Raw genomic sequence first — 16,834 nt, forward strand, 5'->3', positions numbered from 1 at the left:
TTTTATTTACTCAGAATTTTAGTCTTGATTGTGTTGATATCAACAAAGCAAAGATTACTTGTACAGGGATGTACAAGTTATAGCGACCATGGATGGGACAGCGTCTTTGCGTCGTGATATCAGCATAAGCAAGACAAGCACAGGATAATAAAATGAAAAAAGTACTCGTATTTGGAACAGGATTCGCAGGCCAAGGTCATGCTCAAGCTTTTCGTGATGTAGGCGCAGAAGTCGTCGGTATTGTAGGGCGAACCCCTGAAGTTGTGCAGGACGTCGCACAAAAAATGGCAATTCCATACTTTGGCGCGGACTGGCAAAAAGCCCTTGAAGAATGTAAGCCAGATATGGTTTCAATCGCAACCCCAGGTGGTGCACATGTTGAAGCGATTGAAGCTGCGCTAAATTTTGGCTGCCATGTTTTATGTGACAAGCCTTTAACTCAAGATAGCGCCAGTGCCAAACGCTTATACGAGCTTGCAAAGGCAAAAGGCTTAAAAACAGCTTATGCTTCAAGCTTTCGCTATATGCCACATATTATCCAAGCTAAACAAATGGTTGAGCAGGGCGCTATCGGTGAGCCAAGAGAGGTGGAATGTATTTCTCACTTTAACCTTGACCCACATATTCCATTTGGCTGGTCACATACAAAAGCGGCAGGTGGTGGTCGTTTAAATAACAACTTCACTCACTTAGTGTCAATTGTGACTTCTGTTATCGGTGAAAAGATTTTATCTGTCTCGGGTGAAGTTCGTAATGATATGCCAAAAGCGCCTGTTGTTTCAGGTGTGCATAACTTTACTGAGCGTCGCAACTTTATTCCTAAAGACATTGATGATCCAGAACTAGAATGGAAAGACTGCGATGTTGAATGGTCTTATACCGTCTTGATGCAACTTGAAAGTAAGAAAGCTATGCAGCCCGTATCGGTTTTATTTAAACATGGCGGTTTAGTGCCTCGTTTTAATGATGATTATATCGCTTTCCATGGTTCAGCAGGCTCGATTTATATCAAAGGCCATTATGGCGGCGGTCCACTTTATTTATGGGGCAAAGATAAAGAGTGGCAAGAGGTACCACTTCCAAAAGAAATCACTGAGCAATTACCTGATATTAAAGATGATACTCAACGTAGTTGGACACATTTAGCTGGTCTATTTGTGAAAGATGTCATGGGAGAGCCAATTGAAGAATATCAAAGCTTTAAAGAAGGTTATTTATACCAAGCTTTGATTGATATGATCCGTGAAAATGACTTTGCAACCGATGTGACTAAGCTTATTTGATCATTTGGAAAACAAACCTATCTCGATGGGTATTCTGTCGAGATAGATAAGGAGCAAAAACCATCAGAAGATAGAGAATTGAAACACCTACGACTATAAAAACTAACTGCTTATTAAATTTAAACCCTAATATAACTATAAATTAATAAGAAAGTTTAGTTACTAAAAATAAAATTATGTGCCAACCCCAAAACAGCTGAAATATCAGTTGTTAGGGTATCCCTTAAATTCAATAACGTGAAACAATTTATGTATTAGCTTGCTTGAAACTGTTAGATGTAACTTGGTTTATCTCCTCATATTGTTGCCTTAGGAGAGGTTCAATAAGGTTGAAAATATAAGTCAAGAATTACAGCGATAACAAGAAGGTATATCAAAAAATAGATATATAAGGAGCTGCAAGATGGAATTTGACTACATAGTAATTCTTGGTTACTTCGCACTTATGATAGGTGTGAGTTTCTTATTTAAAAAAATGGCAACCCAAAGTACCAGTGATTATTTCCGTGGGGGCGGTAAGATGCTCTGGTGGATGGTAGGTTCAACCGCATTTATGACCCAGTTTTCAGCATGGACTTTTACTGGGGCAGCAGGTAAAGCATTCAATGATGGATTCTTAGTGGTTGGCGTGTTTGTTGCCAATGCACTAGCTTATGTTCTTGCCTATGTTTATTTCGCTCCAAAGTTTCGTCAGATGCGTGTCGATACACCAACTGAAGGTATAAAGCGTCGTTTTGGCACAGTCAATGAGCAGTTTTTTACTTGGATGATCATCCCGTTAAGTATAATCAGTGGCGGGGTGTGGCTGAATGGTTTGAGCGTGTTTGCATCGGCTGTTTTTGAAGCTAATATCATTAGCACTATTTGGATAACAGGTTTAGTTGTTCTAATTGTCTCATTAATTAGTGGCGCTTGGGGCGTGGTTGCTTCAGACTTCATCCAGTCGCTTGTTGTTGCCGTCACCTCCATTGCATGCGCCGTAGTCGCACTTGTTGTTATTGGCGGGCCTTCAAAAATCATCACAGAATTTCCCACAGACTTTTTTATTGGCCCCGATATGAATTATCCGGTGCTTATATTTGCCTTTTTCCTCTTTTATTTTGTTAAGCAAATTCAAAGCATTAACAACATGCAAGATTCATATCGTTACCTTACAGCGAAAGACTCAATCAATGCTAAAAAAGCAGCTTTAATGGCTGGGGTTATGATGATTATTGGCGCAGTGATCTGGTTTATTCCTGCTTGGGTTGTTGCAATATTAAATCCTGATGCTATCAATCAATACCCAGCTTTAGGCGCGAAAGCTAGTGATGCCGTGTATCTCGTGTTTGCTCGTGAATATATGCCTGTTGGAACTGTAGGTATTTTGATGGCGGGGCTCTTTGCGGCGACCATGTCTTCAATGGATTCGGCGCTAAACCGTAATTCAGGTATTTTTATTCGTAGTTTTTATTCTGAATTTGTACGTAAAGGTAAGGCATCGGATAAAGAGCAGCTTCGAGTTGGTCAATTAGTATGTGTGATCAATGGGATCCTTGTCATACTTGCTGCACAGTTCTTTAATTCATTGAAAGAGTTAAGCCTATTTGACTTAATGATGCAGGTTGCAACCTTATTGCAAGGTCCTATTTTAGTTCCATTATGCTTTGGTATGTTTATTCGTAAAACGCCAAATTGGGCACCATGGGCGACAGTCGTATTTGGCGGTTTTGTTTCTTGGTTAGTCTTTAATGTGGTGACACCTGAAGTGGTTGCGAGCAGTGTCTTTGGGATTGAAGATCTGACTAAACGCGAAATTTCAGAATCAAGAACTATCGTCGCCATTATTGCTCACTTAGTTTTAACAGGTGGTTTCTTCTGGGCTTCAACTCTATTTTATAAAGAAGAAAAAGATATTAACAAAGAAGCATGTGATGCATTTTTTGAAGACGTTGATACTGAATGTGTCGCAGCGCCAGGGCAAGATATTGTAGATAGATTACAACGCCATAAACTTGGTACAGTGGTAACTTATATGGCTGCTGGTCTATGCTTGATGGTTCTCATTCCTAATCCTTGGTGGGGACGTTTGGTTTTCCTTGGCTGCGCGCTAGGTATTGGCTTAGTTGGTTATGGTTTGAAGAGAAGTGCACGCTTAACACATGTCGAAGGAGAGGTTCAGTAAGATAATCTGTAGAGATGAATTGAGCGCAAAAAACTGCCTTAAGTGACTTTCATTTAAGGCAGTTTTCTTTTTATGCAAATGCTTTGTTAGAATGGTAAAGTAACACTACGCTTCAATGACTTTGGGTATACATATACTCAAGTAAGCTCTTCAATCGCATCATAAACATTTAGGCAGACTCGTGGATAAAAATAAAAATACTTCAGAAGAATTATTCAAACCTAGATTAAGCACGCCTGAGACGTCAGGGATCATTGGTTACCATAGTGACAGCCAAGCCATGCTAGATGAGAAGCAAGAAAGCGAACAAAATGCTTGGTATCGCCAGCTGCCAAGACCGCAGTGGGCTTGGCAAGGACTTGATCCCATTGAAATTGAATCCGTGCTCGCGCGTATTGCCAGTTCAAGCATTGCCACCAATCATCCTAAATGGCTGGATACAGTGGCAGGTTTTCGTCATGGTAACTGGTGTTATGAATGGACCCAGCAGGGCATGATGCATCAGCGTAGCGCCTTGCATGCAGATGATCTCAGTGCAGAACAAAAATCACGTCAGTTGTTTGTCGCGAGCCTTTGCTTTAGTTTGGCAAGTTATCCGCATCTCAAACAAGATACGCTATCTTTGCAAGCTCAGGTGTTAGCCAATAAGGCTTATGTCGATGCAATGGAAGCTAGTCCATATATACTAAAGCAAATCGAAGTCCCGTATCAGGGTAAAAAAGTCTTAGCCAACCTACATTTACCCCACGAAACGGAAAAACCATTACCTGTGGTGATTGTCAGCGGTGGTATGGGCAGTTTGCAAACAGATTTGTGGCGACTTTTCACCGATTATTTAGCCAAGCATAGTATCGCCATGCTGACCTTAGACTTACCCGGCGCAGGCCATAGCAGCTCATTTGCGTTAACTGAAGACTCTTCTAGCATCCATCAGGCTTTACTTGAGCACTTGCCACAAGTGCCTTGGGTGGATCACTTTAATGTTCACTTTATGGGATTTCGCTTTGGCGGCAATAGTTTAGTGCGTCTCGCATTTTTAAAGCCAGATAAGGTTAAATCTTGTATTGCACTTGGTGCGCCAATTGAAAGTTTATTTAAAAATCCTGAACAAATTGCCAATATGCCAAAAATGTACCTAGATATGCTGGCATCAAGAATGGGGAAACGAGTCGTTGATATTCCGACCTTCTCGCGGATTTTAAATGCATGGTCTTTAAAGTCACAAGGGATTCTTGCTGGGCGTACGACGCCTGTGCCAATGCTTGCTTTAACCTTAGAAGGTGATCCTGTCAGTAGTAAACAAGATAATCAAAGTATCGCAACTTATAGCCAGGGCGGTAAAGCTATAAATATTAAAGCGAAAACTCTGCATCAAGGATATGAAGAAGCTCTAAAAAATGTGACAGATTGGTTAATAACAGAGATCAATAGATGACTTTTTAAGCAAATTAGGCAAAGATAGGGCCTCTTATAGAGTAATTATTACGCTTGGTTTTGCGATAAAAAAGGATGTTTCATGCCAAATCAGAATGAAGGAAATGTAATCCAACCGACACATCATAAGCTTATGTATGATTTCAAGGCATTTGGACCTTATCTAAGAGAAGGCTTATGTGAGGTTGATTCTTATTTTTTCGATTGTTTATCTGTTTGTATTAATGACAATATTTCACCTGAAAAGCGAGAATTTTGGGGTTGGTGGATGATATTGGCTCGTGAAGGGAAAAATTTAACAGCAACTTATAAATTTGGTCGTTATGATGATAAAGGAAACTGGCAATTAGAAGAGGTTCCTGGCGCTGAGATTTTAGAGGTTATATCAAGTAAAGAGGTGTTTGAAGAAAAACTTCTTACCGTCGCTCAAGACAAACATGGCTTAACGCTTAGCATTAGTAAGGATTCCGTCCAATTTAACTGATTTTCTACGCTTTTACTTGTTTATTTAGTGAAGTATTGATAAAAATAATACCCATTAAACCTTTTTGATTTGAAGTTGCAGTAAAGTGATGTTTCACGCTGCATCTTCAAGTTTTTTGGGGTATATATTTACCTATTTCTATTTTAGCAGGCAAAGCATGACTCATTCTGACTCTTCTTCTTCGCACAATCATCTCGACTCCCAATCTTCAATGACGAATGCGCCTACATCTTCACCCGCAAGCACCCCTGATGTTTCATCAAATCACAAGCAGCAAACTATAGTAATTAAGCTTGGTACGAGCGTCTTAACCGGTGGCAGCTTGGCATTAGATAAATCTCGCATGGTTGATCTTGTGCGTCAGTGCGCGGCATTAAGAGAAATGGGACACAAAGTTGTCGTCGTTTCTTCTGGCGCGATTGCAGCCGGTCGTGAGCATTTAAATTATCCTGAACTTGTTCAATCTATGGCCAATAAACAGCTTTTAGCCGCTGTTGGCCAAAGCCGCTTAATTCAAATTTGGGAGTCCTTATTTGAGCTTTATCGTATTCCAGTTGGGCAGATGTTATTAACCCGTGCAGACTTAAAAGATAGAGAACGTTTTTTAAATGCGCGCGATATGATCAACGCTTTGCTTGAACATAATGTAGTACCAATTGTGAACGAAAACGACGCAGTGGCAACCAATGAAATTAAAGTCGGTGATAATGACAACTTATCCGCTTTAGTTGGCATTTTATGTAATGCGGATAAACTATTATTATTAACCGACCAACCAGGTTTATTCACAGCCGATCCGCGCTCAAATCCTGAGGCTGAGCTTATCCGTGAGGTGAAAACAATTGATGCAACCTTACGTAAAATTGCTGGTGGCAGTGGCACAACTCTTGGTACTGGTGGGATGGCAACTAAGCTGCAAGCTGCCGATGTCGCGCGTCATTCTGGCATAGATGTGGTGATTGCTGCAGGCTCAAGTCCCAATGTGATTTTAGATCTTGTTTCAGATAAGCCGCAAGGGACACATTTTGTTGCGTTAGATACCTCACTTGAAAGTCGTAAACGTTGGATTTTAGCAGGCCCGCAAGTGGAAGGGGATCTATACATTGATGATGGCGCAGCGACAGCTGTGATTGAGCGTGGTAGTAGTTTACTTGCCAAAGGGATCCGCCATTTTAATGGTGAATTTGAGCGTGGTGATGTGGTTCGCGTTCGTTCACTTGAAGGCAAGCTACTTGCGAAAGGTTTGATTCGTTACGATCATCTCGACTTAGCACAAATCATAGGTAAGCATAGCCAAGAAATTGAGACGATTTTAGGTCATGAACATGGTTCAACGATTTTACATCGTGATGATCTTGTTGTGATCCATGAATAATAAGGAAACGAAAGTGCAATTAATTGAAATGGGAAAAGCGGCAAAACTTGCCAGCTACCAACTCGCGATTACCGATACCAAAACAAAAAACTATGCGCTACAACTGATTGCGGATGAGTTAGAAGCCAAAAGTGAGCATATTTTAGCTGCCAATGAAAAAGACTTGGAAGCAGCAAGAGGGATTGTCAGCGAAGCCTTGCTTGATCGTTTAATGCTTAACAAAGCACGCTTGCATGATATTGCCAATGATGTACGCCATGTGATCAAACTTGATGATCCGGTTGGCAGTGAGTTTGACTCAAAAGTGCTCGAAAATAGCATGCGCCTGACTAAGCGCCGTGTGCCACTTGGCGTCGTCGGTGTGATTTATGAAGCGCGCCCAAATGTCACTATAGATATTGCTGCCTTATGCTTAAAAACTGGTAATGCAAGCATCTTACGTGGCGGGAAAGAGACGTTTCATTCAAACATGGCTTTGATTGAGGTGATCCAAGGCGCTCTTCAAAAGGCTGGGCTGCCTGCTGCTAGCGTGCAATATATTGAAAAGCCAGATCGCGAGCTCGTCACTGAGTTATTAAAGCTCGATGATTATGTGGATATGATCATCCCACGTGGTGGTGCTGGTCTGCATAAAATGTGCAAAGAGAACAGCACAATTCCTGTGATCATTGGCGGTTTTGGGATCAGCCATATCTTTGTGGATGAAAGCGCGGATTTAAATCGCTCGATTGAAGTGATTGCCAATTCAAAAATGCAGCGTCCATCGGCATGTAACTCATTGGATACTTTGCTAGTACATAAAAAAGTTGCGACAGATTTATTGCCACGCCTTGCGGATAAGATTAATCAAGAAGTCACTTTTGTGGTGGATCCAAGCGCAAAACCTTATTTGGATACACTGACTAAGATGCGTGATGCAAAAGAAGGTGACTTTGATACTGAGTGGTTGTCTTACACGCTAGGAATCAAAGTAGTGGAAGATATTGATCAGGCGATTTTGCATATGCAAGTGCACAATGCAAGTCACTCGGATGCAATTATGACCAATGATTTGGTCAATGCTGAGAAGTTTATTAATAGCGCAGGATCGGCTGCGGTTTATGTCAATGCATCCACTCGTTTTACCGATGGGGCGCAATTTGGACTCGGCGCAGAAGTAGCGGTTTCAACTCAAAAACTGCATGCTCGCGGGCCTATGGGTTTAACTGAACTGACGAGCTACAAGTGGGTCGGCCAAGCGGATTATCTCATTCGCTCTTAAATGTGAAGCGATCGCTTGAGTGTATTTTCCCCTTGTAGTCAATCGTCTAAGAAAGCACGAAAGCTTACAAGGGGAAGCGTGGATGGGGTTAAAATACCGCGACAGTTGTAAGTTCAACTATGGCGGTTATATAACCTCAGCTATTATTTAACTTCGATGCCTTGCGCCTGCATATCCGCATGATAACTCGAACGTACAAACGGGCCACACGCAGCATGCGTAAAGCCTAGATCAAGGGCAATCTCTTTTAGCTCATCAAACTCTTCAGGCGGCACATAACGCTCAACTGGCAAGTGGTGACGACTTGGCGCTAGGTATTGGCCTAAGGTCAGCATAGTCACGCCGTGTGCGCGTAAGTCTTTTAATACTTCAATGATTTCTTCTTTGGTTTCACCAAGTCCCATCATCAAGCCTGATTTTGTCGGAACATCTGGGTGCTGCGCTTTGAATTTTTGCAATAGCTCTAGCGACCATTTGTAGTTCGCACCTGGGCGCGCTTTACGGTATAGACGCGGCGCAGTTTCTAAGTTGTGGTTGAACACATCTGGCGGGTTATCTTTTAATAACTCAAGCGCAGTGTCCATGCGACCACGAAAATCTGGAACCAAAGTTTCAATGCGAATATTTGGGTTTTTCTCTCGGATTGCTTTATTACAATCAGCAAAATGTTGCGCACCACCATCACGTAGATCGTCACGATCGACAGAGGTGATCACCACATATTTTAACTTCATATCTGAGATAGTTTGCGCAAGATGGCTTGGCTCATTTGCATCAGGGGCAATTGGGCGACCATGGGCAACATCGCAAAATGGGCAACGACGCGTACAGATTGCACCTAAGATCATAAAGGTTGCTGTGCCGTGGTTAAAGCATTCAGCAAGGTTTGGGCAAGAAGCTTCTTCACATACAGAGTGAAGTTTGTTTTTACGCATTGCAGCTTTAATATCTTGAATACGTTTGCTATCTGATGGGAGTTTAATCTTCATCCATTCAGGTTTACGCAGCACTTGAGTTTGCTCAACCGGCATATTTTTAGTTGGGATAAGGGCCATTTTATCGGCATCGCGGTATTTGACACCCTTTTCCATTTGAATTGGTTTGCTCATAACTTCCTACTTATTTAAATTCGATATTTTTATAATCAAGGTGCTTTGCGATTTTCTCAAGAATCACTTTTTCAACTTGAGAAAGAGAAATATCGTCTAGATAATCTTGCATTTGTACCATTTCCATACCGGCGTAGCCACAAGGATTGATACGTAAAAAAGGTGCAAGATCCATATTAATATTGAGTGCCAAACCATGGAAAGAGCAGCCGCGGCGCACTCTTAATCCAAGTGAACAAATTTTATTATGTGGTTGGCTTTGATCTTGACCATCAAGCAGCACATATACCCCCGGTGCATCAGGGCGAGACTGAGACTGGATGCCAAAATCAGCCAAGGTATCAATGACTATGCTCTCTATATGGGTCACAAGTTGGCGCACGCCAATGTTTTTGCGTCTTAGGTTTAGCATAAAATAAACCACCAACTGACCCGGGCCATGATAAGTCACTTGCCCGCCGCGATCACTTTGAATCACAGGGATATCACCAGTGTTAAGCAAATGTTCAGCTTTGCCGGCTTGGCCTTGAGTAAAGACTGGATTATGCTCGACTAACCAAACTTCATCCAAAGTGTCATCTTGACGCGAGTCGGTGAAGTCATGCATAGCTTGCCAGAGTGTTTGATAGTTTTGATAAGACTGATTGTCATCTTTGCCGGTGTAATTGCGGATGATAAGTGTATCGGCTACCGTCAGGTTTGCTTGTGTCATGAAAAGGGTCCAATCTCTGATATTGGCTCGATTATACCTTGAGTTATCTCAAGCAACCACCTATTCAGTACAAGGTTATCGCTTGAGATTTCAACTTTTTCTGTATATATCACAAAAAAATTTTATATGTGTGACAAATTAAATCACGAAAAGTGGATTAATTAAAGTCGGATATATAAATTAAAGCACGACACGTACAATTTCAATTTCACCAAGCTCTTTATATAAAGTCTCAACTTGCTCAATTGAAGTTGCAGTAATGGTAACCGATACTGCGTCATATGTGCCTTTGCTGCTTGGGGTGACTTTTGGTGTGTAGTCACCTGGGGCATGGCGTTGAATTACTTCAAGAACCAAATCAGGCAGTTCAGGTTTTGCATAACCCATGACCTTATAGGTAAACTGACAAGGGAACTCAAGTAAGTCTTTTAGTTTTGGTTGCTCTTGCATCATTTCTCCAAAAACGTTTTTGATGTACAAAAGCCTAGCTATCGGTCAAGACCATTAACTAGGCTTAAAGGTATTAAGCTAAATTTAATGCTAAACAAGGGCTTAGCTATACACTTGCCCCTGAAAGGTTAACCCCAGTGGGGGAGTCTAAATTTAGTTATTTAAATAATCCTGAAAAGAATTTAATTAGCATGTCCCACATACGGCTAAAGAAGCTGCCTTCGTTTACATCTTCAAGTGCAACCAATGGGTAGTTTGCAATATCTTCACCATTTAATTGATAGAAGACTGTGCCGACTTTGTCACCTTTTTTGATTGGTGCTTTGAGTTCGCCATCAAGTTGGAAGCTTGCTGATAGGTTTTTCGCTTGACCACGTTGTAGTGTTACAAATGTATCTTGCGCCAGACCTAAGCTAATTTCATCTTTATCACCCAGCCAAACACGCTCTTTGATGAACTCTTTGTTTGCTTGATGTGGTGAAACTGTTTCAAAGAAACGGAAGCCATAGCTAAGTAGTTTTTTGCTTTCAGCTTTACGTGCATTTTCACTCTTAGTACCCATCACAACGGCAACAAGACGCATGTCGCCTTCGGTTGCAGAAGAAACTAGGTTATAGCCTGCGCCACTTGTGTGACCAGTTTTGATGCCATCAACATTTAAGCTGCGATCCCAAAGTAGGCCGTTACGGTTATATTGAGTAATACCGTTATAAGTGAATTTTTTCTCAGCATAAAGCTTGTATTCGTTTGGTACGTCTTTAATTAAGGCGCGGCCAAGGAGTGCTAAGTCATATGGTGTTGAGTAAAGATCTGGATTATCTAGACCGTGTACATTGGTAAAGTGAGATTGTGTCATGCCAATCTTCTTCGCCCAGCTGTTCATCAGATCAACGAATGCATCTTCGCTACCAGCAATGTGCTCAGCCATTGCCACACACGCATCGTTGCCCGATTGAATGATGATGCCGTGGTTTAGCTCATCAACGGTTACAGTTGTGCCAACTTCGATAAACATCTTCGATGAATCAGGGAAGTTTTTCGCCCATGCATTTTCACTAATGACAACTTCATCTTGCGGCGTGATATTGCCGGCTTTCATTTCTTGGCCGATGACATAGCTGGTTAACATCTTGGTTAAACTAGCAGGGTGGCGGCGCTCATTCATGTTCTTTTCAGCAATCACTTGGCCTGAATGATAGTCCATTAAGACATAACCTTCAGCGGCAATTGCAGGCGCGCTTGGTGTCGCAATTGGATCGGCGGCTTGCACTTGGAAAGCCATGGCGCTTGCACAAAGTGTCAAGCTTGTCACAAGCATACGGGTAAAAGATGGGGCTGTATTTTTCATATGATTAGCTATTATTAAATAAAATTAGAGATTTTTATAAGATTAATCGGAATTTATCCTATGGTATCAAAATCATGGCGGGTATCAAAATAAGTCTTGCTTTGGATACCATAGGATAAAGAGTCTTTATTTTAGAAAAAGTTCAACCAATCACAAGCGATAAACCTATGATTGGTCGAATATAAAGCACAATCAGTGAAGACTCTACTTTAATCTAAGCTAGATAAGACTTAAGCGTCAGTTTTCGCGTAAGACTTACGTGCTTTTTTAGGGCGAGTAATGATGTTTGCATCGTTATAGCCAGCTTTGTGTACTTTTTTCAATAAAAAGTCAGCTTGCTCTGGTGTTGGTACTGGGCCTAAGAAAACACGGAAAGTGCCATCTTCAGAATTTACCAGTGCGCCAACACGCATTTCTTTTGCAAGATCGCCAGCCATAGCACGTGCTACGTCACGCTTATCTACACCCATTACACGTACAATGTATTCCATTGCAGGCTTAGCAGCTGTTGCAGACGCTGTCTCAGCCATTGCTGGAAGCGTTAATGCAGAAGACGCTAAAACGCCAGCAAGAAGTAGTGGTTTCATTAATTTTTTCATAGTACCTAGATCCATTATCAAAAAGTGTTGCCCAATTTACACATAGCTCCTTGGAACAAAGAGTATAAACTAAGACGATTAAAAGGGCAGTTCCCCGTAAATTTCGTTACTTCCAAACTTACACAAAGTTAAAAAATGAGTGACTAGCTAAACTTACTGAGTCGTTCTTTCTCTATCTTTAATATAAGCCTGCGGATGACCTTCTGCACGTAAACGGCGCAGTAGAGCATCGGCTTGTGTTTCATTTGTCAGTGGACCTAGCATGACTCGGTTGATCCCACCTTCACTATTAATGAGGGCGCCAACAGAGTAGCTTTGTCCTAGGTTTTTAGCCAAGCTTCGAGCTTTATCTTTATCGGATAAGGCTGTCACTTGGACTAAATATTCAAGATTCTCTTTAGGCGGCATGATGCTATCTGTGACGCCACTATGATTATCTATGTATTCGATTTTAACTGGCGCTGTTCCGTGTTGGTAAACACCGAGTTTGTAGGCCGCAGCATAGCTTAGATCTATGATACGTCCATCATGAAAAGGGCCGCGATCATTGACGCGAACAATAACGCTTTTGCCATTGCTTTGGTTGGTTACTTTGACATAGCTTGGCAGCGGTAGGGTTTTGTGCGCCGCTGTCATTTGGTACATGTCGTATATTTCACCATTTGATGTTTCATAGCCTTGAAATTTAGCACCGTACCAAGATGCATAACCACTTTGCGTGAAGCCGCGTGGATCTCTGACTATATTATAGGTGCCGCCACGTAATTTGTAATCTTGATTTCCGCGACGACTCAAGGGTTCATACTTGGGCTCGGCATTTTGCACATGTGCCACTGACTTTAGTTGAGTCGGCTCTGCATCATGCGTCATACTATAGCGTCCACCGTTAGGGTTTGGCTTCTCTTTACTGACAGTTTTAGTTGGCGCTGGCTGGCTTGGCACCTGCTTTTTTTCTGGCTCGGATGAACAGCCAACAAGCAGTGCTGCGATACAAACTGCTGAAAGATAAACTTTTGCTTCCATTCTTTGATCTCTTTATTAACTTGCTTTTGAAAGCATTTTTCTATGTGTATGGATTGACATTAAAATCCCAAAACCAGCGAGTAGAGTAATCATTGAGGTTCCTCCATAGCTGATCAAAGGTAAAGGCACACCTACAACTGGTAAGATGCCGCTTACCATGCCTATGTTTACAAAAACATAAACAAAGAAGCTTAAGACGACACTGCCGCCCATCATACGTCCAAAAGATGTTTGTGCTGTACTTGCGATATACAGCCCGCGAGCGATGATACATAAGTAAACCGCTAACAAGACGCATACCCCTACCATACCCCATTCTTCGCCGATTACTGCAAAGATAAAGTCAGTATGACGCTCCGGTACGAACTCAAGCTGTGATTGGGTTCCCATCAACCAGCCTTTACCAAATAAACCACCAGAGCCAATTGCAATTTTACTTTGAATTATATGATAACCAGCGCCAAGCGGATCAGATTCTGGATCAAATAAGGTTCTTACACGAGTTTTTTGATACTCATGCATTAAGAAGAACCATAAGATCGGAATGAAGCCACCCACAGCAACGGCTGCCGCCATAATTAAACGCCAGCTAATTCCCGCTAAAAATATCACGAATATCCCTGACGCTGCAATCAAAATAGATGTACCGAGGTCAGGTTGTTTGGCGATTAAAATGGTTGGAACAAAGACCATCAAAAGGGAAACAAAAAGCGTCATTAAACTTGGTGGGAGCGCTTTGCGTCCAATATAAGTGGCAACCATTAGGGGCACAGCAAGCTTGAGTAGCTCTGAAGGTTGAAAACGTACAAAGCCTAAGTTGAGCCAACGCTGCGCACCTTTGGAGCTTTCGCCAAAAAAGAGCACCCCTAAAAGGAGCAAAATACCAAATAAAAATAACAAAGGCGCCATGCTTTCATAACTACGCGGCTTAATTTGTGCCAAGACTATCATGACCACTAATGACAGCACCATACGCATGGCTTGTTTGTCCATCATTTCCATGCTTTGGCCAGAGGCGCTATACATGATCACAAGGCCCATTCCCATCAGGACGAGCAAGCAAAGTAGCAACGGCAAATCTATATGCATACGTTCGAAAACAGAACGGCTTTTGCCTGTTGAAGGATCCATTTTCATTATTGTTGAGCCTCATTTTGTTTGAGTAGCGCTTCGGCTGCATCTGGATCGATAATTTCTTTCGCCAATTCTTGTGGTGTCGGTGGCTTATCATCGACTTCATCTTTGCCTTTATCTAGCAATACATAATCAAAGATTTCGCGCGCAACGCCACCACCTAAGCGAGAGCCGGATTCGCCATTTTCAAGCACGACAGAAACGAGCACTTGTGGGTCATCAAAAGGAGCAAAACTCATAAAGAGTGCGTGGTCGCGTAAGCGTTCAGCCAGCGCTTTAGAGTTATATTTTTGACCTTCTTTTAAGCCAAATACCTGCGCTGTCCCTGATTTACCACCACTTTTATATGGCGTTCCAGCAAATACGCGTCGCGCTGTACCACGTGAGCCATAGTTCACACGATACATACCTTCTTTGGCGATATCCCAATATCTTTGCGGGACATTAGCAATTGGCGGATAAGTTTCGATTGCTGCAAATTCAGGTTTTAATGGTTTTTTGGTTTTATCAACGGATGCACGCAACAAGTGCGGCGCCTTCACTTGACCATTATTTACCAAGACCGAAAGTGCCTTGACGATTTGCATCGGCGTAGCCGTCCAATACCCTTGACCTATCCCAACAGGAATTGTATCCCCTTGATACCAAGGCTGTTTATGACGAGACTGTTTCCATTCACGAGTTGGCATATTGGCGCGACTTTCTTCGCGAATATCTATGCCTGTGTATTCGCCATAACCAAACTTATTCATCCATGCAGATAAACGATCAATCCCCAAATCATAGGCAACTTGATAGAAGAAGGTATCCACTGATTCTTCGATCGCTTTGCGCACATTGACTGGTCCATGACCCCAACGCGCCCAGTCTCTAAACTTACGCTTAGTGGTTGAGTTCGGAACTTGCCAGTATCCTGGGTCATTACGAGTCGTGTTTTCAGTGATCACGCCTTCAGTGAGTGCCGCTACTGAGATTAATGGCTTGACTGTTGATGCGGGTGGATAAATCCCCATCGTCGTACGGTTCACCAGAGGTCGGTCTGGATCGTTTAACAGTCTTGAATAAGACTTACTGCTGATCCCATGCACGAATTGGTTTGGATCATAGCTTGGATAAGACACCATAGCGAGTACGCCAGAATCTTTTGGATCAAGCACAACAATGGCGCCGCGGCGATCGCCAAGCACTTTGGTGACGTATTTTTGCAGCTTAATATCAATATTTAAGACAATATCGCGGCCAGGGATCGGCGGCACATATTTAAGAGTGCGGATCACGCGGCCACGGCTATTGACTTCAACTTCTTGATAGCCAGATGTACCGTGAAGCAAGTCTTCATAATAACGCTCAACCCCAAGCTTGCCGATATCTCGGGTTGCTTTGTAGTTCGCAATTTTATCTTCACGCGTGAGGCGTTCCACATCTCTGTCATTGATGCGTGAAACATAGCCTAATACGTGAGTTAAAAGCTTACCAAATGGGTAATAACGCTTTAAGGTTGCAGTGACTTCAACACCTGGAAATTTGAACTGATTGACCGAAAATGTCGCCACTTGCTTTTCCGTGAGTTGCGTGAGTAAAGGCACAGAAGCAAAACGTTTGGTGTGGTGTCTTTCGCGTTCGAACGCTTTGAGATCATCATCCGTGATTTCAAAAAGCTCGCGCAGATCAGCAATCGTCTGATCCATATCTTTAATATTTTCAGGGGTTAGCTCTAAGTTAAAGATAGGGCGGTTGGATGCAAGCAAGACACCATTTCTGTCATAGATAAGGCCACGGTTAGGTGCAATAGGTACAACCTTGATCCGGTTATCATTTGAGCGAGTGCTATAATCTTGATATTGCTCGATTTGGATGAAATAGAGATTGGTGAGGAGAACACCCATAAGCACAAGGATCCCGATGAAGGATACGATGGCTCGGTTTTTAAATAAGTTGTATTCCGCAGTATAATCACGGATCGTCGTACGCTTACGTCTCATACGGCTTATTCTCTGTGATATGGGTGATTAGTGGTCACACTCCAAGCACGATAAAGGCTTTCAGCCATAATCACTCGCACCATAGGGTGTGGCAAGGTTAAGTTAGATAAAGACCAACTTTGCTCTGCAATCGCTTTACATTCTGGCGCTAAGCCTTCAGGCCCACCAATTAGAATCGAGACATCACGCCCATCGAGCTTCCAAGCATCCAGTTGCTTGGCAAGCGTTGGCGTATCCCAAGGTTTTCCCGGAATATCCAAAGTGACGATGCGGTTGCCTTTTGGCACAGCCGCAAGCATAGCTTCACCTTCTTTTTGCAAGATGCGCGCGATGTCGGCATTTTTACCACGTTTGCCTGCGGTGATCTCAACTAACTCAAGAGGCATATCTTTAGGGAAGCGGCGTTGATACTCATGAAAGCCTTCTTCAACCCACTTTGGCATCTTAGTACCAACTGCAATTAATTGAATTTTCAA

At 42.4% G+C, this 16,834-nt stretch carries 15 protein-coding genes; 6 read left to right on the plus strand and 9 right to left on the minus strand.

Going from position 1 to position 16,834, the window contains the following annotated elements:
- Positions 1-152: 152 nt before the first annotated feature.
- The 6 genes from AC2VOY_RS09540 (at position 153) to AC2VOY_RS09565 (ending at position 8,001) form a co-directional block, all read left to right on the plus strand.
- Entirely contained in the window at positions 153-1,283 is a 1,131-nt protein-coding gene (locus AC2VOY_RS09540; protein ID WP_491831104.1) for a Gfo/Idh/MocA family protein, read from the plus strand.
- A gap of 403 nt (positions 1,284-1,686) precedes the next feature.
- A complete protein-coding gene (locus tag AC2VOY_RS09545) occupies positions 1,687-3,447 on the plus strand; it encodes a sodium:solute symporter family protein (RefSeq protein WP_491831105.1) in 1,761 nt (586 codons plus the stop codon).
- 181 nt (positions 3,448-3,628) lie between these two features.
- Entirely contained in the window at positions 3,629-4,882 is a 1,254-nt protein-coding gene (gene frsA / locus AC2VOY_RS09550; RefSeq protein WP_491831107.1) for an esterase FrsA, read from the plus strand.
- A gap of 81 nt (positions 4,883-4,963) precedes the next feature.
- Positions 4,964-5,365: a sigma factor-binding protein Crl gene (gene crl, locus AC2VOY_RS09555; RefSeq protein WP_491831108.1), complete on the plus strand. Its 402-nt coding sequence runs from the start codon at positions 4,964-4,966 to the stop codon at positions 5,363-5,365.
- A 211-nt stretch (positions 5,366-5,576) separates the two neighbouring features.
- Positions 5,577-6,740, plus strand: coding sequence for a glutamate 5-kinase (gene proB / locus AC2VOY_RS09560; RefSeq protein WP_491833067.1), 1,164 nt, complete (start codon positions 5,577-5,579; stop codon positions 6,738-6,740).
- A 13-nt stretch (positions 6,741-6,753) separates the two neighbouring features.
- Positions 6,754-8,001 carry a glutamate-5-semialdehyde dehydrogenase gene (locus tag AC2VOY_RS09565; protein WP_491831109.1) on the plus strand — a complete coding sequence of 416 codons (1,248 nt, stop codon included), beginning with the start codon at positions 6,754-6,756 and terminating at the stop codon, positions 7,999-8,001.
- Between the two features lie 143 nt (positions 8,002-8,144).
- Here the strand turns inward: AC2VOY_RS09565 and lipA are convergent, their stop codons facing one another.
- The 9 genes from lipA to rlmH all read right to left on the minus strand — a co-directional run bounded on the left by lipA (position 8,145) and on the right by rlmH (position 16,834).
- Positions 8,145-9,110 (minus strand): lipoyl synthase, encoded by a 966-nt coding sequence (gene lipA / locus AC2VOY_RS09570; protein ID WP_491831110.1) that lies wholly within the window; start codon positions 9,108-9,110, stop codon positions 8,145-8,147.
- A gap of 10 nt (positions 9,111-9,120) precedes the next feature.
- Positions 9,121-9,807, minus strand: coding sequence for a lipoyl(octanoyl) transferase LipB (gene lipB, locus AC2VOY_RS09575; protein ID WP_491833068.1), 687 nt, complete (start codon positions 9,805-9,807; stop codon positions 9,121-9,123).
- Between the two features lie 195 nt (positions 9,808-10,002).
- Positions 10,003-10,272, minus strand: a complete 270-nt coding sequence (gene ybeD, locus AC2VOY_RS09580; RefSeq protein ID WP_491831111.1) for a DUF493 family protein YbeD — start codon at positions 10,270-10,272, stop codon at positions 10,003-10,005.
- 157 nt (positions 10,273-10,429) lie between these two features.
- Positions 10,430-11,590: a serine hydrolase gene (locus AC2VOY_RS09585; RefSeq protein WP_491833069.1), complete on the minus strand. Its 1,161-nt coding sequence runs from the start codon at positions 11,588-11,590 to the stop codon at positions 10,430-10,432.
- 260 nt (positions 11,591-11,850) lie between these two features.
- Positions 11,851-12,219: an SPOR domain-containing protein gene (locus AC2VOY_RS09590; RefSeq protein ID WP_491831112.1), complete on the minus strand. Its 369-nt coding sequence runs from the start codon at positions 12,217-12,219 to the stop codon at positions 11,851-11,853.
- A gap of 153 nt (positions 12,220-12,372) precedes the next feature.
- Positions 12,373-13,242: a septal ring lytic transglycosylase RlpA family protein gene (locus tag AC2VOY_RS09595; protein WP_491831114.1), complete on the minus strand. Its 870-nt coding sequence runs from the start codon at positions 13,240-13,242 to the stop codon at positions 12,373-12,375.
- Positions 13,243-13,257: 15 nt separating this feature from the next.
- Positions 13,258-14,379 carry a rod shape-determining protein RodA gene (gene rodA, locus AC2VOY_RS09600; protein WP_491831115.1) on the minus strand — a complete coding sequence of 374 codons (1,122 nt, stop codon included), beginning with the start codon at positions 14,377-14,379 and terminating at the stop codon, positions 13,258-13,260.
- On the minus strand, positions 14,379-16,358 hold the full coding sequence (gene mrdA / locus AC2VOY_RS09605; protein ID WP_491831116.1) for a penicillin-binding protein 2: 1,980 nt from the start codon (positions 16,356-16,358) through the stop codon (positions 14,379-14,381). The genes rodA and mrdA overlap by 1 nt, the downstream gene beginning before the upstream one ends.
- Positions 16,359-16,363: 5 nt before the next feature.
- Positions 16,364-16,834, minus strand: coding sequence for a 23S rRNA (pseudouridine(1915)-N(3))-methyltransferase RlmH (gene rlmH, locus AC2VOY_RS09610; RefSeq protein ID WP_491831117.1), 471 nt, complete (start codon positions 16,832-16,834; stop codon positions 16,364-16,366).

Source organism: Vibrio sp. KMM 9700 (assembly GCF_058545285.1).